Annotated in this window: 19 protein-coding genes and 1 pseudogene; 17 read left to right on the forward strand and 3 right to left on the reverse strand. The window is 59.0% G+C overall.

Annotation, left to right across the window (positions count from 1 at the left end):
• Positions 1–537 precede the first annotated feature (537 nt).
• Positions 538–996, reverse strand: coding sequence for a helix-turn-helix domain-containing protein (locus ACMNI9_RS02790; protein ID WP_418830776.1), 459 nt, complete (start codon positions 994–996; stop codon positions 538–540).
• A gap of 101 nt (positions 997–1,097) precedes the next feature.
• Here ACMNI9_RS02790 and loaP point away from each other — a divergent pair, with 101 nt between their 5' ends.
• The 12 genes and pseudogenes from loaP to ACMNI9_RS02850 all read left to right on the forward strand — a co-directional run bounded on the left by loaP (position 1,098) and on the right by ACMNI9_RS02850 (position 12,269).
• Positions 1,098–1,610, forward strand: coding sequence for an antiterminator LoaP (loaP, locus tag ACMNI9_RS02795; RefSeq protein WP_114566993.1), 513 nt, complete (start codon positions 1,098–1,100; stop codon positions 1,608–1,610).
• Positions 1,607–2,452 carry a sugar transferase gene (locus tag ACMNI9_RS02800; RefSeq protein ID WP_258552637.1) on the forward strand — a complete coding sequence of 282 codons (846 nt, stop codon included), beginning with the start codon at positions 1,607–1,609 and terminating at the stop codon, positions 2,450–2,452. The genes loaP and ACMNI9_RS02800 overlap by 4 nt, the downstream gene beginning before the upstream one ends.
• Positions 2,453–2,454: 2 nt before the next feature.
• Positions 2,455–3,369: a LicD family protein gene (locus ACMNI9_RS02805; protein WP_147269865.1), complete on the forward strand. Its 915-nt coding sequence runs from the start codon at positions 2,455–2,457 to the stop codon at positions 3,367–3,369.
• Complete coding sequence (tagD, locus tag ACMNI9_RS02810) at positions 3,359–4,810, forward strand: glycerol-3-phosphate cytidylyltransferase (protein ID WP_220149565.1); 1,452 nt, start codon at positions 3,359–3,361, stop codon at positions 4,808–4,810. The genes ACMNI9_RS02805 and tagD overlap by 11 nt, the downstream gene beginning before the upstream one ends.
• A complete protein-coding gene (locus ACMNI9_RS02815) occupies positions 4,807–5,820 on the forward strand; it encodes a stealth family protein (RefSeq protein ID WP_114566991.1) in 1,014 nt (337 codons plus the stop codon). The genes tagD and ACMNI9_RS02815 overlap by 4 nt, the downstream gene beginning before the upstream one ends.
• A gap of 24 nt (positions 5,821–5,844) precedes the next feature.
• A complete protein-coding gene (locus ACMNI9_RS02820) occupies positions 5,845–6,951 on the forward strand; it encodes a polysaccharide pyruvyl transferase family protein (protein ID WP_114566990.1) in 1,107 nt (368 codons plus the stop codon).
• Positions 6,948–8,246, forward strand: a complete 1,299-nt coding sequence (locus tag ACMNI9_RS02825; protein WP_418830778.1) for an O-antigen ligase family protein — start codon at positions 6,948–6,950, stop codon at positions 8,244–8,246. The genes ACMNI9_RS02820 and ACMNI9_RS02825 overlap by 4 nt, the downstream gene beginning before the upstream one ends.
• A complete protein-coding gene (locus tag ACMNI9_RS02830) occupies positions 8,240–9,748 on the forward strand; it encodes a hypothetical protein (protein ID WP_114566988.1) in 1,509 nt (502 codons plus the stop codon). The genes ACMNI9_RS02825 and ACMNI9_RS02830 overlap by 7 nt, the downstream gene beginning before the upstream one ends.
• Positions 9,745–10,110, forward strand: a pseudogene (locus tag ACMNI9_RS02835) (Coenzyme F420 hydrogenase/dehydrogenase, beta subunit C-terminal domain); the annotation flags it as partial. The gene ACMNI9_RS02830 and the pseudogene ACMNI9_RS02835, both read left to right, overlap by 4 nt.
• A gap of 303 nt (positions 10,111–10,413) precedes the next feature.
• Positions 10,414–11,403 carry a Coenzyme F420 hydrogenase/dehydrogenase, beta subunit C-terminal domain gene (locus tag ACMNI9_RS02840; RefSeq protein WP_258552633.1) on the forward strand — a complete coding sequence of 330 codons (990 nt, stop codon included), beginning with the start codon at positions 10,414–10,416 and terminating at the stop codon, positions 11,401–11,403.
• Positions 11,404–11,418: 15 nt separating this feature from the next.
• The gene (locus ACMNI9_RS02845; RefSeq protein ID WP_114566986.1) at positions 11,419–11,784 is read left to right on the forward strand and encodes an NADH-quinone oxidoreductase subunit I; all 366 of its coding nucleotides are present in this window, start codon (positions 11,419–11,421) and stop codon (positions 11,782–11,784) included.
• A complete protein-coding gene (locus ACMNI9_RS02850; RefSeq protein ID WP_114566985.1) occupies positions 11,781–12,269 on the forward strand; it encodes an acyltransferase in 489 nt (162 codons plus the stop codon). Before ACMNI9_RS02845 ends, ACMNI9_RS02850 begins: the two co-directional genes overlap by 4 nt.
• A gap of 843 nt (positions 12,270–13,112) precedes the next feature.
• Here ACMNI9_RS02850 and ACMNI9_RS02855 read toward each other — a convergent pair.
• Positions 13,113–13,322 carry a hypothetical protein gene (locus ACMNI9_RS02855; RefSeq protein ID WP_114566984.1) on the reverse strand — a complete coding sequence of 70 codons (210 nt, stop codon included), beginning with the start codon at positions 13,320–13,322 and terminating at the stop codon, positions 13,113–13,115.
• A gap of 134 nt (positions 13,323–13,456) precedes the next feature.
• Here ACMNI9_RS02855 and ACMNI9_RS02860 point away from each other — a divergent pair, with 134 nt between their 5' ends.
• The 5 genes from ACMNI9_RS02860 to panF all read left to right on the forward strand — a co-directional run bounded on the left by ACMNI9_RS02860 (position 13,457) and on the right by panF (position 18,995).
• Positions 13,457–13,669 (forward strand): helix-turn-helix domain-containing protein, encoded by a 213-nt coding sequence (locus ACMNI9_RS02860; RefSeq protein ID WP_114566983.1) that lies wholly within the window; start codon positions 13,457–13,459, stop codon positions 13,667–13,669.
• A gap of 849 nt (positions 13,670–14,518) precedes the next feature.
• The gene (locus tag ACMNI9_RS02865; RefSeq protein WP_114566982.1) at positions 14,519–15,067 is read left to right on the forward strand and encodes a zinc ribbon domain-containing protein; all 549 of its coding nucleotides are present in this window, start codon (positions 14,519–14,521) and stop codon (positions 15,065–15,067) included.
• A gap of 141 nt (positions 15,068–15,208) precedes the next feature.
• Entirely contained in the window at positions 15,209–17,122 is a 1,914-nt protein-coding gene (thrS, locus tag ACMNI9_RS02870; RefSeq protein ID WP_216529755.1) for a threonine--tRNA ligase, read from the forward strand.
• Between the two features lie 96 nt (positions 17,123–17,218).
• Positions 17,219–17,503, forward strand: coding sequence for a YhdT family protein (locus ACMNI9_RS02875; protein ID WP_418830779.1), 285 nt, complete (start codon positions 17,219–17,221; stop codon positions 17,501–17,503).
• Positions 17,496–18,995, forward strand: coding sequence for a sodium/pantothenate symporter (panF, locus tag ACMNI9_RS02880; protein ID WP_418830780.1), 1,500 nt, complete (start codon positions 17,496–17,498; stop codon positions 18,993–18,995). Before ACMNI9_RS02875 ends, panF begins: the two co-directional genes overlap by 8 nt.
• A gap of 24 nt (positions 18,996–19,019) precedes the next feature.
• Here the strand turns inward: panF and ACMNI9_RS02885 are convergent, their stop codons facing one another.
• Positions 19,020–20,750: a cation:proton antiporter gene (locus ACMNI9_RS02885; RefSeq protein ID WP_418830781.1), complete on the reverse strand. Its 1,731-nt coding sequence runs from the start codon at positions 20,748–20,750 to the stop codon at positions 19,020–19,022.
• Positions 20,751–20,829: the final 79 nt, after the last annotated feature.

Consider the following 20,829-nt stretch of genomic DNA (forward strand, 5'->3'; position numbering starts at 1 on the left):
GCGCGATAACGCTGGAGATCAGCTCGACGGCCGCCGTAATCAAAGCCAAATCGGTCATGGCGTCCACCTCCTCCCGTTTTTCCCTTCGTCGGGGGCATGGGTGGAAAGGGGCGTGGAGCCTCGCCGCCTGGTGATCCGTCCCTCTATGATAACGTCCCGGCCTAGCGTGCAGATGACGTGCGTCCAGCGCGGAGCTCGCGCGTTTCTTCGCGGTTCCGGCGCGGATCTTGCATGGATCTAGCGCGGGCCTTGCATGGATCTAGCGAGAATCTAGCACGGATCCAACGTGGAGCTTGCATGCATCCAGCGGGGATCCAGCGCGGCGGTTGCGCTGCCGCTCCGACGGAGCCCTCCGGGGGGGGGGTCAGACCGCGATCTTTCGTTGTCCGGCGTAGGTGCTTTGGAGCGGGTCGTTATATGCCTATATGCCGCTCGTCTAACATTTAACGTTTTTCGTTACCTGCTTGTTGTATTTATACAACAAGTCGCTATAATCTTAACGGTGATAAGCGAACATTGATTTGAGGGCTACCTTGGCTATCCGTTTGGATCGATCTGGGGAATGCCTTCGAAGAACTCAGATAGAGTCATATCGAAGCCGTTTGCGATCTTCGCAAGGTTTTGCAAGGTGACATTGCGCTGACCAACTTCTATCGATGCCAGGTACGTGCGATCCATGCCTATTTTATTGGCAAATCGCTCTTGGCTGACATCGCAGGCAGCGCGAAGGTCCTTGATCCGTAACCCGACTTTTATTTGAAGAGTATTTCGCATTATCGCAGCGTATCGTGGGTGTTGTATAGATAACAACGGACTATATACAACATTGTACGAAACGTAAGGAGAGCGATGGGCAATTGATGCCCATTTACTTTCGAAATAGTTGTTGTATATAAGCAACAACCAAAGCATCTGGAAGGATGCGTACATATCTTTTGATGGCGCAATCGTCGCTAAGCGCGTTTCGCTGATCGAAAAGAGGATGAATAGCTGCACGGGCCTTTTCGGTCGATCGTCGAAAGTCGACAGTGCGCAGCTATTCATCCTCTTTTCTTTTGGCGAAATTCGGTGCGAGCGTGGCGGGAAAGGGGAGCAGCATGTGGTACGTGGCGCAAGTGCAAGCAGGACGCGAGTCGTCGACGCTTGAGATGTGCAAAAAACTGGTGCGCCCATCCGCCATGGAGGATTGCTTCATGCCCGAGTACGAGGTGCTGTGGAAGATACGCGGGGAGTGGCGCCTGGTGAAGCGCTTGCTGTTCCCGGGGTACCTGTTTTTCGTGACTGGCGATGTGGATGAGCTGCATAAGGACCTGCTGGGCGTTCCCATGCCTATTAAGTTGCTGGGCAATGAGGAGAACTCGTTCTTTCCGCTGACAGACAAAGAGCGTGATTGGTTCCTGTCGTTCATGGACGGCGCTCATGTGGTGCGCATGAGCGAGGGCTATATCGCAGGAGACAAGATTACCGTCACGCGCGGTCCGCTCATGGGCTTTGAAGGCGACATTCGCAAGATCGACCGCCACAAGCGCCGTGCCTACATCGACGTGACGCTGTTCGGTCGTACCGTTCCCGCCAGCGTGGGACTTGAGATTGTGAGGAAGTCCGCATGAGCGAAATCGTCCGACGGGGGGGGGGTGCTGACCGCTTGGGTCGCATTATGGATGGCGCTACGCTTTCGGACGAATGCTCGCTTGACCCGGACGAAGTAGGATTCGCTGCAGATGGAGCCGTTCTTTCCGGTACGGAACAGCGCGTAGCGTTCGTCAACAAGCATGAGTTCGAAGTGGGCAGCGCCGAATTCGAACAGGCGTGTCGTGAGAAGGACGCGCGATCAGTGGGGTATCGATGCGTCAAGCGCTTGGTTGATGTCGCGGTGAGCCTGGTGGTCGTGGCCTTTCTCGTGCTGCTCTGGCCTCTTGTCCTGATGGTTCTGGCGGCGGCAGCGGTCTCAGCCCATGCAAATCCGGTGTACGTGCAGAAGCGCGTCGGGCAGTACGGTCGGACGCTCAACATATTGAAGCTTCGCACCATGGTGGGCGATAGCGACGATGTCGAAAAATATCTCGACGGCAATCAGTTGGAGCAATGGCGCAAAGAGCGCAAGGTCGAGAACGATCCCCGCATCACGAAGGTGGGAGCGTTCCTGCGCAAGACCAGCCTTGACGAGATCCCCCAATTCATCAACGTGCTGCTGGGCCATATGAGCATCATCGGACCCCGTCCTGTCTCGATGGAAGAAATTGCGTGGTACGGGGAAGACAAGATGCTCGCGTTGTCCTGTCCTCAGGGAATCACGGGGTGGTGGCAGATAACGGATCGAAATGATGCCGTTTGGGACGATGGCAGTCGTCAGGAAGCGGAGCTGTACTACGTGCGACATGCGAGTTTGAAGTTGGATGCGGCCATTTTCATCGGCACCTTCAAATCGATTACCGAGAAGACGGGAAGGTAGCCTTGTCTGGGGAACGAAATTCTCCCGCGTTCGAGCGGGCGTGTGAGGGCGGCGCTTTGGCCATCGTGCAGGGAACGGTGTTGGAGATGGCCGTTTGCCTTGACGCGATATGCCGCAAGCACGATCTGCGCTACAGCCTTGCTTTCGGATCGCTGATCGGGGCGGTGCGGCACAAAGGGTTCATACCGTGGGACGACGATATCGATGTGCTCATGTTTCGCGATGACCTCGATCGCTTCCTTCGAATCGCTCCTGACGAATTGCCCGATTATTACGAGATTCAGCACTTTTCGTTGGGAAATACGCGACGCTATGTGACGCGAATCGTGGACAACCGCACCCTCATGCGGCTCGATTCGTATGGCGAGCGGAACGATCTTGCCATCTGGCTGGACATTTTCGTCCTCGACGGCATTCCCGACGGGCGTTTCGGTCGCGGCCTTCAGTACCTCCGCATCCTGTGGCATAAGGCGATGTGCGCCTTCGCCTCTTTCGAGGAGACGGTCAACCGATCAAGGCCTGGGCGGTCGTGGTGGCAGCAGGCCATCATCGAATTCTGCTCGATCACCCATTTTGGCAGTTGGATGGATGTTGGTGAGCGCTTGAAGAAATACGACGCTGCTCTCAGGCACTACCGGTGCGCTGAGGGCGAGGCGTGCTTCTGCGGTGTGGGAACGTACTCCGGAGAACGTCAAACGTGGCCTCGAGCTTCTCTTGAGGATCTTGTCGAATACGAATTCGAATCTGCGGTGCTCATGGGGCCGCGTGACTACGATTCGGTGCTTTCTGCAACGTACGGTGACTACATGGCTCCCCCTTCGGAAGGGCATCGGGCTGTCCATAACGTGCAAGTGGTCAAGCATCCGGTGTTCGGTGGCAACGGTGACGAAGAGGATGGAGTGAGTGTTGTCGGCTAAGATGGCGCAGGGAGCGAGAAGCGTGGAGCGCGTATGCGTGGTAGGAAGCGGAACCTGGGGTATCGCGCTTGCCCGGCTCATGGCTTTGCAAGGACACGAGGTTGAGGTGTGGTCCGAAAACGAGAAGAAGTCGGTGCAGTTGGACCGTGAACGGTCGCTGCCCCAGCTTTCCGGTGTGCGCATACCCGAGAGCGTGCGATTCACGGACGATCTCGAGCGTGCCTGCAAAGAGGCGACGGTCATCGTGTGCGCGACGGCGTCTCAATTCGTTCGGGGCATCGCGAAGACGATTGCCCGCGTGGCGGACCCCACTCAGATCATCGTCTGCGCGACGAAGGGAATAGAGGCGGATACCCTCTTCTCTATGACCGCAGTGATCGAGGATGAGTTGACGAAGGCGGGCTCTCCGTGCAATGCGCTTGTCGCCTTCTCCGGCCCTACGCACGCCGAGGAGGTTGCACGCGACATGCCGTCGGCTATTGTCGCGGCGAGCGCCCATCGCGCAGCTGCGCTTCGCGTGCAAAAGGCATTTTCCAACGAGGTCTTTCGCGTCTATGCCGGTTCGGATGTCAAAGGGGTCGAGCTTTGCGGGGCGCTCAAGAACGTGGTTGCACTGGCATCCGGTATGGCTGCGGGTTTGGGGTACGGGGATAACTCGCGTGCTGCGCTCATTGCGCGCGGCATCGCCGAGATGACCCGCCTCGGCGTCGCAGCGGGGTGCGTCGCGGAGACCTTTAGCGGCTTGGCCGGAGTGGGGGACCTGGTGGTTACCGCTTCGAGCGTGCATAGTAGGAATTACCGGGCCGGCTTTCTCATTGCTGGCGGCATGTCTGTCGAGCAAGCGGTCGCCGAGGTGGGCATGGTCGTCGAGGGCTTGAACGCGCTTCCTGCCGCTGTGCAGCTGTCCGCTCGCTACGGTGTGGACATGCCGATCGTCGATGCTGTGCAAGCAGTCGTCAGCGGATGCGCGCGTCCTCAGAACGTGGTCGGAGCGCTCATGACGCGCAAGCTTACCTGCGAGGCGTACGGGCGCAAGCAGAGAACGGTGATGACGTACGGAACGTTCGATCTTCTACATTACGGTCATATCAACTTGCTTCGTCGTGCTCGCGCGCTGGGCGATCGTTTGATCGTGGCGATATCGACCGATGAATTCAACTGGAACGAGAAGAAGAAACGCTGCTATTTCAGCTATGAGCAGCGCAGGACCATGGTCGAAGCGGTCGGCTACGTCGACGAGGTGGTGCCGGAGTCGAGCTGGGACCAGAAGCGCCGCGATATGCATGCCTACGACGTCGATGTGTTCGCCATGGGGGACGATTGGGCGGGACGGTTCGATTTCCTGAAAGAGGAAGGCGTGGACGTAGTCTATCTTCCTCGAACGCCTGAGATATCCACGACGCAGATAAAAACGGACATGTCAAAGGGGAGCGAGAAGTGAGTCCCGTCGAAGATTTTCCCGTTGACGTTGTCGTTACCTGGGTTGACGGATCGGATGAGGGTTGGGCGGCGGAGCGCGCTCGCTACGAGCGGAGCGATTCGTCGATTGCAGATGATTGGGCGAAAGGAGCCATCCGGTTTCGCGATTGGAATACGCTGTGCTACTGGTTCAGGGGGATCGAACAGAACATGCCCTGGGTGCGCTACGTGCATTTTGTCACGTACGGGCATGTTCCGTCCTGGCTGGACGAACGCAATCCGCACCTGCGTATCGTACGACATGAGGATTTCATCCCGAGTCGGTATCTCCCCACGTTCAACTCCCATACGATAGAGCTCAATTTCCATCGTATTCCGGAGCTTGCCGAGCACTTCGTTTACTTTAACGACGATGTGTACGCGCTGCGCCCTCTTGCGAAGAGCGACCTGTTCAAACGAGGCCTCCCGTGCGACTTCGCCGCCTTGAACGCCCCTTCTCGCGATCGGCACAACAAGTTGCTGATGGAGGTGAACAACGTTGCTGTAATCAACCGCCATTTCCGGAAAAACAAGGTGCTGCGGGATCACTTCTTCAAATGGTTCAATCCGAAATACGGTGCAAAGATGCTGAGGACGCTCTGCCTTCTGCCGTGGCCGAGGTTCACCGGATTTATCGAGCAGCATACGGTTCAGACCTTCCTCAAGAGCACGTTCGAGACGTTGTGGAGCGAGGAATATGACGAGCTCGACGCGACATGCTTGACGAAATTCCGCGCGTACGAGAACGTGACGCCCTGGCTTATCCGCGATTGGCAGTTGGTCTCGGGCTCGTTTGCGCCGAGCGATCTGCGCGGCAGGCGCTATTTCAAGCAGTCCATTGACGCCGATATGCTTGCGCAGGTTTTCGGCGGTCAGTACTCCGTCGTATGCATAAACGACGTCGCGACAGCCGAGACTTTTCTTTCGGAGCGGGAGGCGCTTGTGGCTGCTTTCGACGGGCTGTTCCCGAATAAGTCTTCTTTTGAGCGATAAGCCGAGGATGGAGCAGGAGCCACAATGACAGAACATCTGGCAAATCGGGGCGTCGTGGCAACACTGACGTTCCACGAAGCGGTTAACTACGGTGCCGTATTGCAGTCATATGCGCTGCAGCAAGCAGTGCTGAAAACAGGCGTTGAAACAGTGCTGTTGAACTATTCGTGTGACGCGATACAAGCGTCTCATTACTCTGCGGGCAAGGGGATCAAGTCTAAGATAGGCTGGTATGCGCGGTCCCGCTTTCGCAACGTTAAGCATGCGAAATTTGCTGATTTCAGGGCAAATCGTCTCGTTCTGACGGAGCCTGTTCGAAAGAACGAACTCCGCGCGTATAGCGATCGGTTCCGCTTGGTCATTGTGGGGAGCGATCAAGTTTGGAATCCTGCAATCACCGATGGCGATACCTCGTACTTTCTCGATTTTATCGACGATCCGGAACGAAAGGCATCCTATGCCGCCAGTTTGGGGGTCAGAAGCTGGCCCGAGTCGTTTCGGTCTGCCGGAACTCGTCTTGTTCGGGATTTTTCCTTTGTGAGCGTCCGAGAGCAAGGTGCGGCCACGTACCTTCGAAGCGCAGCAGGCGTGGATCCGTGCGTTGTGTGCGATCCGGTCATGCTGCTGTCGAGGGAAGAGTGGGAGCGCATGGCGATTGACCCGCGGCATGCTCGTCCGTATCTTCTGGTATTCGGACTGGGGCGAGTGGATGCGGATTGCTTGCAATGGGCGCGGCGCATTGCCGACCAGCTAGGCGTTGACGTGGTCGTGCTTCATAACGGCGCGTTCGCGTTGAGCGGCGTCACGAACGTGCGGGATGCGGGTCCTGAAGAATTTCTCGGCTGGATCAAGCAGGCTAATTTGATCATCACGAATTCGTTTCACGGAAGCTGCTTCTCCATCTTGTTGGAGAAGCAGTTCTACTGGTTTAGGAGCGCGCAATGCAGTGACGCGCTGAAGACGAGAGAAAGCAGGTTGGAGGATCTTCTTGATGCGTTCGACCTGCGCAGCCGCCAAGTGTCTTCAGGGGATGCGCTTGCGGGTCCCATCGACTACGAACGCGTGACGGGCCGTCTTGAGGAATACCGGCGCGCATCCCTCGATTTCTTGAGAAGGATGCTTCGCTCGTGACAGCCGAAACCCAACGTGACGCGCCGGTTACCCTGGCGTTGGTTCTGCTGCTGGCCCCGCCGTTTTTCTGTCAGACCTTGATGAAGTCGACGGCCGTGCAGTGCCTATCGATCTGCCTTGCCGTCGCGTGCTTGACCTTCCGGGTTGCGCGGGGGAGATGCAGGCTTTCGATTCCGAAGCCCCTCATTGCCTTCATTGGGTTCTTCGTTCTGGCGGTGCTGAACAAGAACGTGGATATCGTCACGGGAAGCGGGTTGGCCTGGTTCGCTTTGTTCGGCATGTCCCTCGTAGCGGTCGTGCTTTTGGTCTCGCTGCCGCACGCCGGATGGATTCGCACGGCACTCGTTCTGATAGCGGCGTTTTCCGCATTTCACGCGCTTGTCACGATTGCGACCTGGATGGTTCCCGACCTGTATGATCGATTTATCTACCCGCAGTTTTTTAGCGATAGGCTGACCATCACCGGTCGTGGCTATCGATCGGGGTTCACGGCTCACTACTCGACGAACGGAATCTATCTTGCCCTCGGGGCGTTGGCTTCGTATGCCCTCACAATGGAACATAAGAAAAAGGCGCCTTACCTTGCCCTGCTCGTCTTGATTCTGTTCGCGCTGCTGCTCACGGCGAAACGCGCGCATTTGGCGTTCGGCATCGCGTCGATAGCGGTTTCCTTCGTGGCGATGCGCGGTACGGGGGGAATCGGGAAGCTTGCCGTGGTGGGTGCCGCCGGCGTTCTCGCCTTGTTCGCCGTTTCCTTTATCGCACCCGATGTGCTGTTCGTATTCGATCGGTTTTCCGACGCGATGGAAGACGACACCATGAACGGGCGAACCCCGTTTTACGAGCTCTGCATGTCCATGTGGGGCGATGACCTGCTTTTGGGCAATGGATGGGGCTCTTACACCCAAGCATTCAACGCGAGCTTGCTGAGCTGGTCGTTTTTAGCGCGCGGATTCGAGACGATGAATGCGCACAACGTGTACCTGCAGGTGCTTGCCGAAGAGGGCGTCGTCGGCTTCGGCCTGCTGCTGGCGGCTGCGGTGGGGCTGTTTGCCGCGAGCATGAAACTTGCGAAAGACAGAGAGGCGTTTCGCGGCCATGCTTCGGACGCGTCTATCGAAGGGGCGTTGTCGGGATCGTTGGCCATACAGGCGTTCTTTATCATGTACTGCCTGACCGGCAACCCCTTATACGATATGCAGGTGTACATTCCCTATCTGGTGGCGTGCGGCATGTCGTTGTGGGTGTATCGCAGGCGGTGCTCGGGGCATGCGGGACGGAGCGAGTCGTGCTGAGTCGCTCGAAATCGTTCTTCGGCAATGCCTTTTGGTCGTTTGCCTTGCAGATGGTGAACATCCTCGTCGCCTTTATCGTGCCCCGCGTGGTGATTTCTTGCTACGGCTCGGACGTGAACGGTCTGGTCACTTCGTTGACGCAGTTCGTATCGTATATAAGCCTGGTGGAGGCGGGCATATCGGGGGCTGCCGTGTTCGCGCTGTACAAGCCGCTTGCATCCAAGGACTACGGAGCTGTGAGCGTGGTCGTTTCGGCGGCGAAGCGGTTCTACTATCGATCAGGCTGGATATTCGTGGCCCTTATCGCGGTGCTCGCTTTCGTGTATCCCGTTTTCGTCGACTGCGGCTCCATGGGCAACATCCAAGTTGTCTTGCTGGTGGTTTCGTTGGGCTCGATGGGAGTACTTGATTTTTTCACCTTGGCGAAATATCGCGTGTTGCTCACCGCCTCGCAGCGCAACTGGGTTATTCAGATAGCCACTATTCTGTACAAGGTGCTCTATGCGTGCGTGATTGCGGTGCTTGCTTTTCTTGGCTTCTCGGTGGAAATCGTATACATCGTGGCCATTGCTCCGGTGATTATTCGCTCGGTGATCCTGTCCCTGTACGCCAAATCGAAATTCAAACAGGTGGATTTCTCTGCCGACGACAAGGGGTACCGGCTTGACCAAAGATGGAATGCGTTTTACCTGCAAGTGCTCGGTGCGGTTCAAAGCGGGGCTCCGGTTATCGTTGCGACCTTCGTGCTGCAAGACCTTGCCCTTGTCAGCGTGTTTTCGATCTATCTTCTGGTGGCGAATGGGATTCAAAGCGTGTGCATGTCGTTCATCAACGGTACGCAGGCCTCGTTCGGCGACGTGATCGCCCGGGGGCAGACGGAGACGCTTCAGCGTACGTTCAAAGAGCTGCAAACCATATCGTACACATGCAACGCCCTCATATGCGGCGTCGCTCTCGCGTTGATCAACCCTTTTGTTGGACTTTATACCTCGGGAATCACGGAATTGAACTACGTCTATCCCGCTGTCGGGTTTCTCGCGGTTCTGAACGTGTTTCTCTACCATCTCAAAACCCCTCAAGGATTGCTCGTCGTTGCTTCGGGGATGTATCGAGAGACGCGCATGCAAACGACCATCCAGACGCTCACATTGCTGAGCGGTTCGGTTGTCGGAGGTCTGGTCGCCGGGATGCCGGGAATACTGGTCGGGTGCTGCCTGTCGAATCTGTATCGCGACCTGGATCTGCTGGTGTTCATACCCAAGGTGCTGACGAAAACCCCGATACGCGATACGGCAAAGCGCATGCTCGTGAGCGTCGTGGAATGCGCGTTGATAGCCGCGCCGTTCATAGCGGTTGGGTACTCGGGCGGTAGTTGGGCCGATTGGCTGATAGCGGCTGCGGCCATGCTGGCGTGGGGGTTGCTGGTTTGCATCTCGTGCTGCTGGCTCGCGGAGCGGGAGCAATTCAAAAGCTTGATGACAAGACTGAGGAAGATGCTATGAGCGATAAGGCGAACGGTTTGATCGCCTGCGATCTGGTTTGTTTAGACGTTCCGTCGCCGAAGGGCTTTCGTTCCTACGTGGAATGGCTCGAAGCATGCACAGGGAAGCGCGTTGTCGGATATCGACATCGCGGGCACACCCCTAGGGGTCTATACGAGGAACGGGCGGTGTACGACGATGGGTCGTTCGAGGAGGCGACCGTGCGAACAAGAGCCTGGAAGCGTGTCTGGAACAAGATGATGCTGCGACCGAGCTGCTTGGAATGCGCGTACCACTCGGTCGTTCGTCCCGGCGATCTGTCGATGGGCGATTACTGGGGGGTCGAAAGAGCTCATCCGGGCATCGCTGACGATAGAGGCGTGTCTTGCCTTTTCGCGAACACCGCGAACGGTCTTCGCTTCCTAAAGGGGGCTTCGCATTCGTTGAATCTTGTGGACAGCTCGCCCTCCCTTTGTGCGAACCCAGAACAGCCTATGCTCTGCCACCCGCCTCAAGCATCCCGTTTGCATGATGGGTTTTGGGAAGCGCTGGTGGAGGATGGGTTTGGCGCGGCTTGCGAGAGCGTTGGCGTCCTTGGGGCGAGACGGTCGCTTAAGGATGCGGTGCTTCCTGTTCTTCGGAGCAGGGGCGGGCGAAAGGGGTTCGAAGGAGAGGAGGGCATAGGAATGGATGCGATTATCGATCTTGATCATGTGCGAGACGAGGATTTTCCGCTGGTGTTCGCGGCGAAACATCGCTCAGACGAAGTGCGGGCGAAAAGCTCGTCGGGAGGTATGTTCTATGCGCTCGCCGATTACATGATTGGTCGAGGAGGCGTTGTCTACGGATGCGCGTTCGACGACGATCTCAAAGCCTGTCATGTTCGGTGCGAGACGCTGGAGGAATGCGAACGCTGCATGGGATCGAAGTATTCCCAGAGCGATATGGGTTCGACGATTGCCCTGGTGAGCGCTGATCTCTCCTCGAGTCGGCCGGTCCTTTTCACGGGCACGCCTTGCCAGGTTGACGCCGTGCGCCACGCGTGCGGCGAGATGGGGGAGGGGCTGTTGACTGCTGACCTTATCTGCCATGGCGTGCCGTCCCCCGGCCTGTTCGCCGCGCATCTCCGGTTTCTCGAGCGACGGTTGGGTCGCAAGGTGGTTGCGTACAACCACCGGCCCAAGAATCGCGGATGGAGGCATTGTGAGGCTGTGACGTGCGATGATGGAAACGTTCAACAGGGGAGTCGCATGGTCGAGTCCTGGAAAAGGCTGTTTTACGGAAACAGAATGCTTCGACCTTCCTGTTACGCATGCCCCTACACGACCTCGAATCGTTCTTCCGATGTGACCATCGCTGACTTCTGGGGCATCGAGCGCACGGGGATCGCGGCATTCTCAGACGATTTGGGGGTCTCGCTCGTTCTCGCCAACACCCCGATGGGCTTTGACGCCACGAAGCGTTGCGAGATCGACGCGTGCATATCTTCCTTGGAAGAGGCGCTTCCCGGCAATCCGATGCTGTCGCGTCCTTCATCGTGCGCCCAACCGAGGGAGCTCGTATGGGAGTCGCTTTGCTCGGACGGGTACGACGGCATGATGAAGCGGTTTCGGTTCCTGCCGACGCGGGCTTGGTTCGCGGGAGCACGCGTCAAACGGCTCTTGCATCGTCTTTAGGAGATCGGAGTGCACATGGGATTGTTTTCAGCAAAGAGCGTCGATCTTCGGGGATCGTGGTGCTTGCCGGACAACGACCAATACGCGTACCGCGACGGCACGAGGCTCGATACGTCTTTCGGCTATCACCCTCATCGGTCCACGCGGTTTAGAAACCTCGAAACGGTGGATGCGAAGCGTCGCGGCAGGTTGCCGGAGCTGTACGCGCGGCGCAGCGAATGCTGCGGCTGCAGCGCCTGCGCATTCGCGTGCCCGCAAGGCGCCATCGCGCTGGAGCCCGATGAAGAGGGCTTCGATTATCCGGTCGTCGATGCCGCAGCGTGTATCGGGTGTTCGAGATGCATCGATATCTGCGTGTTTAAGAACAGGAGCGGCGCATGATGGAGTTCGTAGAAAGGCTTGTATGCAAGCTGTACCGGTTGGTGAAGATGGCATTTCTTCGAAGTCGTTACGGATCGAGACTCGATGTCGGGGGTCCGATCAGTTTTCGCAATCCGTTTTTCTGCCGGCTTGGTCCACATGGGCGAATGCATCTTGGGAGAGGTGCGTTCTTCAATTACGGCTGCAAGATAATCGCTCATGAGCATATAGAGATTGGAGACGACTGTCTTTTCGGGCCGAACGTGCAGGTGTTCGATTTCGATCACGGCCATGACCGCTCCGATATCGCTTACAAGAAACAAGGAATGGAAACGAAGCCGGTGACCATCGGCAGCAACGTCTGGCTCGGTGCGAACGTCGTCGTGTTGAAGGGGGTAACGATCGGGGACAACGCTATCGTGGGTGCAGGGACGATTGTATCGCATGACGTTCCGCCTAATGTGACGGTGTACTCCAAGCAGGATACCCGAACCGTGCGTCATTGACGCAAGCGTCGCATTTCGTCCCTTCATCAACCTGCATTTGCAATATTGAGCGCGGTCTGTGTACCCGACTCGGAGGGGCTCGTATGAACGTCGCCATGGATAGGACAGATCATAACATTGCGGCTTTGTTGACTGATGAGGTGAATATGAGGAAATCGACGTTGCCGAAGATGTAAGCGCAAGCAATTCGAAAATGGATGAGATCCCATGCCGGATGGGCGATGTGGCCGCACCCGAGACGACGCGACTAATCCTTGAAAATAATCAATAGGACGAAGATCTCAATTTGCTTGATTCGTATGCGAGAAAGGTGGCAGAACCGAAGAAACATTCCGGCCGTACTGCCCACATCGTGCTTCTTGTGCGTGCAATGCCTGAACTAAAGACGTCTAGATCACCGATTGTTCTTGCTGTTGGCTAGCGCTGTTTCGATATCCATTGAACGGCGGCTCTCGGGAGTCGCACTTTGTCGCTTGTGAGTTCTTCCGGACTTGCCCTTGTGATGTATGAGCGAACGTTTTGATCCGTTGCTGATTTTCATGTTCTTCGGCCGATAAGAGCATTTCGATCAATCGGCGCGTTAATGGATTTCGGCTATTGCGTATATCTTGGATCGCTTTTGGGAATTTCTCTTTGAAGAGAGGATTTGTGATCAAGTGCGCACGTTTATTTATAGAACCTTACCGAAGGATTGATTTTCAGCTGAGTTGGGCTGATCTGAAGAAATATTCCTGATTTTTATGGAACGCGTTGTGCTTTTTTGTCGTAAGCAGCCGTGTTTCTCTCCATTGTTGTGCTTTGCGCGAGCTGTCTCGATGGTGGCGGTGCGCCACGTGTTTTCTGCTAAGTGTCCAAGTTCTTTAGCGCGGTCTCGGTCGTGAGCGCGCAGTAGCCCAGCAGATAAGAAACCAACCGTATGGCGTCGGGCTCGTGCATGCCGCTGTTCGCGAGCGAAAGAGAGAGGGATGCCAGGCCGTTAAGGGTCATGCTGACATCGGCGAGCTCGTCGAGGGCTTCCAGCTTTGTTTCAATTGCGGGTGCTGTCTTGTACATGGTTCCCGGCTCCTCTATAATAGTTGAATATTCAAATATTATAGAGGAGTGTGCATGTGAGGTAAAGCTACGGACGAAGTTTTCTCGCAGTCTGGAAAGTGAATTCTGATACCCTGATCAGGTAGGAGGAATTCATGGCGTCTATCCAGTATTTCAAGTTGTTCGACATGCTCGAATGTCGCGGCTACAAGAGAACCGACCTTCGAGAAGAAGTCGGGTTGTCCACCGTCACCATCGCCAAGCTCTCCAAAGGCGAGTCTGTCACCACGGACACGATTCTTCGCATTTGCGAACGCTTCGACGTGCAGCCGGGCGACATTATGGAGTACGTTCCCGACGAGCGTTAAATCCGGGAATCTTTCCGGATTCGTTTTACGCTTCGTGGGGTCTCTCGAGGCGATATCGTTGATTCGCCCGCTTGACGCTTGAACCGGCGTTTGCTTTTCGCGTATACTACGTTGCGAGCCGCAGGGAGCGCTTACTCCCCACGGCTCTCGGATCGCTTCGGCGGTTTGGCTTTTTTGTTTACGGCTCCCTGTCCTTTCGGATTGGGAGCCGCTCCACTATTACCGCAACAAGCACGATAACGCTGGAAAGCAGCTGCAGCGCAGCCGCGAACAAAGCCAAATCGGTCATGGCGTCCACCTCCTCCCGTTTTTTCCTTCGTCGGGGGCATGGGTGGAAAGGGGCGCGGAGCCTTGCCGCCTGGTGATCCGTCCCTTTATGATAGCGCCTCGACCTAGCGCGCAGATGACGTGCGTCCAGCGCGGGTCATCTGCGATTTCTCGCGGTTCCAGCGCGGGCCCAGCGCGGACCTTGCACGGATCTAGCGAGAATCTAGCGCGGATCCAACGCGCATCCAGTGCGCTTCTCGCTCGAATCCAGCGCTCTCGGCTGAACTCGAGCCGCACCTGGGGCGTCGCCGTTCCGATCGCGCGCTCGTCATCGTCGCTCGCCCGGATGGCCGCCTCGCGAATCGGCTCCCAGCCCACAGCTCCCAACCCAGCCCTCGACCCCTCGGCTTGCGGAAATTAACTCCACAACTGCTCGCTTTTTGACATCTTTGCTATAATGACTGGTCGTGTGCATGTATCGGGCGTTTCGGGTGCTTGTACCGTGCGATGAGCGTGCGCTTTCCATGGGGGAACACGCGCACGATCGCTGGCGTTAAGCTGATACAAGAAAACGAGGTTGACATGAACGAACTGCTGTCCCAGCTGTGGACGCCCGAGCTGCAGGCCGCTTTCACCGTGGTCGTGGTGCTGCTCGTCATCCTGTACGTACTCTCTATCGTCTGGGTAGTTCGCGACGCGTACCTGCGCGGATCGTACTGGTACGTGTGGGCTATCGTGGCGCTCATTCCTCTTTTGGGCGTTATCGCGTACTGCCTGCTTCGCCCGCCGCTGCTGCAAATCGACCGTGACGAGCAAGAGCTCGAAATCGCTCTCAAGCAGCGCGAGCTCATGAAGTACGGCGAATGCGCGAACTGCGGCTATCCGGTAGAGGCCGACTTCGTGCTGTGCCCGAACTGCCACCAGCGTCTGAAGAACCTGTGCGGCACCTGCAACCATGCTCTCGATCCCACCTGGACCGTGTGTCCCTACTGCGCCACGCCGGTGTCCGGCGGCCCTCGCGCTCGTCGCGCTCCGCAGCAGCGCCCCGCGCGAACGCAGCAGCCGCAGCAGGCGGCGCCCCAACAGTCGAGGCAGGCACGTCCCGCTCATCCCGAGCAGGGCATGCAATAATATTCTTCGCGTTCATCGAAGCCGCCTCGAACCAGGGGCGGCTTCGTTGTTTCGTCCCAACGGCAGGGTGCGAAAGGCGCGCCCGCCGGGAACCGATCGTGCAGGTGCTTTGTGCGCACCCGGCACAGGAAAGGAACTGCTATGAACATCGTACTACCCGACGGCTCCGTTAAAGAGTTGGCCGAAGGCGCTACCGTTGCCGACGTGGCCGCGTCCATCGGCGCCGGCCTGGCAAAAGCCGCGCTCGGCGGCGTCGTCGACGGCAAGGCCGTCGATCTGAGCGCCCCCGTGACCGACGGCGCGCAGGTGTCCATCGTGACCGCCAAAAGCCCCGAGGCCCTGGAGCTTCTGCGCCACTCGACCGCGCACGTCATGGCCGCCGCGCTCGTCGACCTGTACGGCGACGTGCAATTCGGCGTAGGACCGGCCATCGAGGACGGCTTCTACTACGACATCAAACTCGACCGCGCGCTGTCGCCCGACGACTTCGCCGCGATCGAGGCGCGCATGGCCGAAATCGTGAAGGCCGATGAACCCTTCGAGCGCCGCGAAGTTACGCGCGCCGAAGCTGAGGAGCTGTTCGCCGGCCAGGCGTTCAAGCTGGAGCTCATCGCCGAGCTGCCCGAGGACGAGACCATCACCACCTACACCATCGGCAGCTTCACCGACCTGTGCCGCGGCCCGCACCTGCCCTCCACCGGCAAGGTGGGCGCGTTCAAGCTGACCAAGCTGGCCGGCGCCTACTGGCGCGGCGACGCCGAGCGCGAAATGCTCACGCGCATCTACGGCACCGCGTTCTTCAAGAAGGCCGAGCTTGAAGAGCACCTGCACAACCTGGAGGAGGCCGAGAAGCGCGACCATCGTAAACTGGGCCGCGAGCTGGGCATCTACACCATGGATCCCTTGGCGGGCGTGGGCCTGCCCATGTACCTGCCCAAGGGCGCGCGCGTCATCCGCACCATGCAGGAATGGCTGCGCCGCGATCTGTACGACCGCGGCTACGAAGAGGTCATCACCCCGCACGTGTACAACGCCGACGTGTGGAAGACCAGCGGCCATTACGGCTTCTACAAAGAGAACATGTACTTCTTCAACATTAACGAGGGAACCGAGGAAGACCCGCGTTTGACCGAGTACGCCGTGAAGCCCATGAACTGCCCGGGCCACGTCATGCTGTACAAAAACGAGCTTCATTCCTACCGTGACCTGCCTCTGCGCTACTTCGAATTCGGCACTGTGTACCGCCACGAGATGAGCGGCGTGGTGCACGGCCTTCTGCGCGCCCGCGGCTTCACCCAGGACGACGCGCACGTGTTCTGCACGCGCGACCAGGTGGTGGATGAGGTGGTGGCCATCCTCGACATCGTGGACCACATCATGTCCACGTTCGGGTTCGCCTACGAGGCCGAGATTTCCACGCGCCCCGAAAAGAGCATCGGCACCGACGACATGTGGGAGCACGCCACCAACGCGCTCAAGGAAGCATGCGCGCGCCACGGCTTGGCGTACGACATCAACGAGGGCGACGGTGCGTTCTACGGTCCCAAGATCGACATCAAGGTGAAAGACGCCATCGGCCGTACTTGGCAGTGCTCCACCGTGCAGGTCGACTTCAACATGCCGGAGCGTTTCGGCCTGACCTATCGCACCGAGGACAACACCGAAGAGCGTCCCTGGATGCTCCACCGCGCCATCTTCGGCTCCATCGAGCGCTTCCTGGGCATCCTGATCGAGCACTACGCCGGCGCGCTGCCGCTGTGGCTGGCTCCCGTGCAGGTGGTCGTGCTGCCCATCGCCGACCGTCATAAGGATGCGGCTGCCGACCTGGCCAAAAAGCTCAAGGCGGCAGGCGGTCGCGTGGAGGTGTACGACCAGAACGAGCCCATGCGCGTGAAGATCGCCAAGGCGCAGAGCCAGAAGATCCCGTACATGGTGGTCATGGGCGACAAGGAGATCGAGGAGGGCACCGTGTCGGTCCGCGACCGTCACGAGGGCGACTTGGGCTCCTGGCCGGTCGAGCAGCTGGTCGAGAAGATTCGCGAAGCTGCGCTGTAGAGCCGCGTTGTTCGCGTAAGCGGAAGTAAGGAGGTGCGCGCGGGACGTCCCTTTGTCTCGCGCGCACCTCTGCGTGTTTTTAGAGGGGAGAACTCCTTGGGAAAAGAACCGATCGTGACGTATCGCGACAAGATGAAGCAGGCAAACCGCGAGGCGAAAGCTACGCTGGTGGCGCTCGCGTTCATCGTGGCGGTATGGCTGATCTGCGGATTCGGGTTGTCCGGAAGCGACATCGAAGTGCTTCATACGCCGATTTGGATAATCGGAGGAACCTTGGGAACGTGGGCGGCGGCCATCGTCGCGGCCGTGGTGCTGGGCAAGCGCGTATTCGTCGATTTCGACCTGGACGACGAAGGGGAAGGGGCGTCCGATCGTGGATAGCTTGATCGCGCTCGCACCGTTGGTGCTGTTTCTGCTGTTCGCGCTGGGCGCGAGCCTGCTCGTGCGCCGACGCGCGCAAGCCGCATCGACCGGCGGCGGCTTCGTGAAGGAGTACTTCATCGGCAACCGCGGCCTGGGCGGATTCGTGCTGGCGATGACCACCATCGCCACCTACGGGTCAGTAAGCTCGTTCGTGGGCGGTCCCGGTCAGGCGTGGTCGATCGGCTTCGGCTGGGTGTACATGGCCGTGGTGCAGGTGACGGCGCTCGTGCTTTTGTACGGGATCATGGGCAAGAAGATGGCGCTCGTCTCGCGCAAGCTGGACGCCGTCACCGTGGTCGATGTGATACGCGCGCGGTACGGGTCCGACCTGCTCGCCAACCTGTCGGCGCTCATCATCGTGGTGTTCTTCGTCGCTACGATGGTCGCGCAGTTCGTGGGCGGGGCCAAGCTGTTCGAGGCGGTGACGGGCTATTCGTACATGACGGGCCTGTTCCTGTTCGGCGCGGCGGTCATCCTGTTCACCACGATCGGCGGGTTTCGAGGAGTAGCCGTGACCGATGCGCTGTGCGGCATCGCCATGCTGGTGGGCATGGGCGTGCTGGCGGCGGGAATCCTCGAGGCAGGCGGCGGCTACGAAGCCATCATGGCCTCCATCGCCGCAAACCATCCGGCTATGTTGGAGCCGTTTTCGGGCGGCAACATGCCGACGGGGCTGTACCTGACCCAGTGGCTGCTCGTGGGCGTGTTCACGTTCGTGCTGCCGCAGTCGGTGGTTCGCACCATGGGCTACAGGGATACGAAGTCGTTGCATCGAGCCATGATCATGGGAACCGTCATCATCGGCGCCATGATGATCGGGGTCACGTCGCTGGGCGTGCTGGCGGCCGGCGTCCTCACGGACGATCTTGCCGCGTACGGCGGGAGCGTGGACAATATCATCCCGCTATCCATCGTGGGCACGTTGCCGCCCGTTTTGGCCGGCGTGGCCATCATCGGGCCCATCGCCGCATCGATCTCGACGGTTTCGTCGCTTTTGATCTCGTCCTCCTCGGCTATCGTGAAAGACGTGTACCTGCGGCATTGCGAGAAAACGGGAAAGCGCCCCGCCGACAGGCGCGTGGCGGTTTCGAGCCAGGCGGTGACGTTGGGCGTCGGCGTGCTCGCTTTCGTCTTGGCCGTCACGCCGCCCGATCTGATCTGGAAGATCAACATGTTCGCGTTCGGCGGTCTGGAGACGGCGTTTTTCTGGGTGCTCGTCTGCGGCCTGTTCTGGAAGCGCGCCAATAAGACGGGGGCGCTTCTGTCCATGGCAGGCGGGACGCTGGCGTACTGCGCCTCGATGGCCTTGGGCTTCAAGGTTGCCGACCTGCACCAGATTGTCATCGGCATCGCGGTTGCGGGGGCATGCATGATCGCGGGCTCCCTGGCAACGCGGCATGCGAAGTCCAGCAAGCTTGCGGTGTTCTTCCCAGGCGAAGATGCCGACTAACAGGCTGATCGGCGAGCCAGTGCGCTAGCGCTCGCGGTTTGCAGGCTGACCCGCGTCCTCGTCTTCGCGACGTTCCAGATCCTCGATGATGCGGAGGGCTTCTTCCGGCGTGGCGCCCATGCGCTCGGCCGCGCGCCCGATCTCGTCAAGCCGGCGATGGTACTCGCGCACGGCGCGTTGCGCCAAGCGCCTGCGACGCTCTTCGCGGCGACGAGCGCGATAGTCCTCGGCTGTAAGGTTTTCGCCCTCGCGCGTTGCGGCAGGGGAGGGCGCGGGCTTCTCGGCCGCCGCGGGCGCGGGAAGCTCCTCGCTGCTTGCCGCTGCGCGCTTCGCGGCGATCTCCTGGGCGGCAAGGTCGAGCGCTTCGTCGAGCAGGCGCTTTCTGGCCGAAGAGCGCTGCAGGCGGAAGGCAAGGTCCTCCCAGCGGGCGTCCTGTCCCTCAAGGCGGCGCTGCTTCGAGGCAAGGCGTGCGGCTGCTTCTTGGCGTGCCAGCAGGCGTTCCAGCTCCACGTGCTCGCGCAGGATGCTGCCGATGTCGCGTGGGTTCTCGCGGATCTCCTTGACGGCTTCCAGGGGTCGCGCGTCGGCTACGCGGTACGTGACGGAGGCGAGCAGCGGCATGAGGAACACCGTCACGGCCCCTGCGGCCACCAGCACGCTGGCCGTTTCCTGCGTCATGGCCTGCGCGCTTACGGCCACCGACGTGACCGCGACGATGATGGGCAGCGCCGTGGTGCAGTACAGCGCCACGGTCAGACGGTTGTGCGAGGACACGTCGCGCGTGTCTTTGCCGGTGGATAGCGCAACGAATATGGGAACCGCGCGGATCAGCAGCAGCATGGCGATGAACCCGATCAGGAGCATCGGCTGCGCGAATACGGCCATCAGGTCGATCTTGGCGCCGGAGACCACGAAGAACACGGGAATGAGGAATCCGTAGGCAACGCCGTCGAGCTTCGTTTCCAGGCTGTGGTCGCCCTCGGGAATGACGTAGCGAAGCACGAATCCCGCCGCGAACGCTCCCAGCACGATGTCCAGGTGAAACACCGCCGAAAGCGTGATGAGGCCGACCAGCAGCAGCACGGTCACGCGCATCATGGTTTGCGAGGTGGTGTCGGCGTTGGCGGTCAGGAACCGAAACAGCCGATGCCCGGTTTTCTTCGCCTTCGCGGGAACCACGGCCACCGCTACGCACAGCGCAACGAAGCCGGCAAGGATCAGCACGGTTTTCCATTCGGCGCGCGACGAGAGAAGAAGCGCCATCGCCAGCACGGGGCACAGCTCTCCCCAGGTGCCGTACGTCAGGATGGACTCGCCTACGCGCGTGCCCGTCAGCTCGCGCTCTTTTAGGATGGGCATGAGCGTGCCGAGCGCGGTCGTGGTCAGGGCGATGGCCATGGCGATGACTTCGAAGCGATTGCCGGAGAATCCGGGGATGAATCGCATGACCAAAAACGCGACGCCGAACGATACGAACCAGGTGACCAGCCCTCGCTTGCCTTGCGAGCCCGTCAGGCTCTTGGGGTTGATCTCGTAGCCGGCAAGCAAAAACAGAAACGCAAGTCCCAGGTCGGCCAGCAGGTCCACGGAGTCGGTCGGCTGGATTGCTCCTGCCATGTAGGGGCCCAGCAGCGCGCCCGCTATAAGCAGGAACACCGTTTCGGGGATCAGTTTGTTGGGGATGAGCTTGGCGGCGATGGGGCATGCCGCCGCGACGAGCGCGATGATGGACAAGGATATGAGATCGGTCGGCATGAGGACCCTTCCACGTTGTTCTCGTCAGTCCTGATGAAGTGCCATTGTATCGCAATGAGACATCGGCAGACATGGTATG

Source organism: Paraeggerthella sp., from assembly GCF_048427265.1.
Taxonomy (GTDB): Bacteria; Actinomycetota; Coriobacteriia; order Coriobacteriales; family Eggerthellaceae; genus Paraeggerthella; species Paraeggerthella hominis.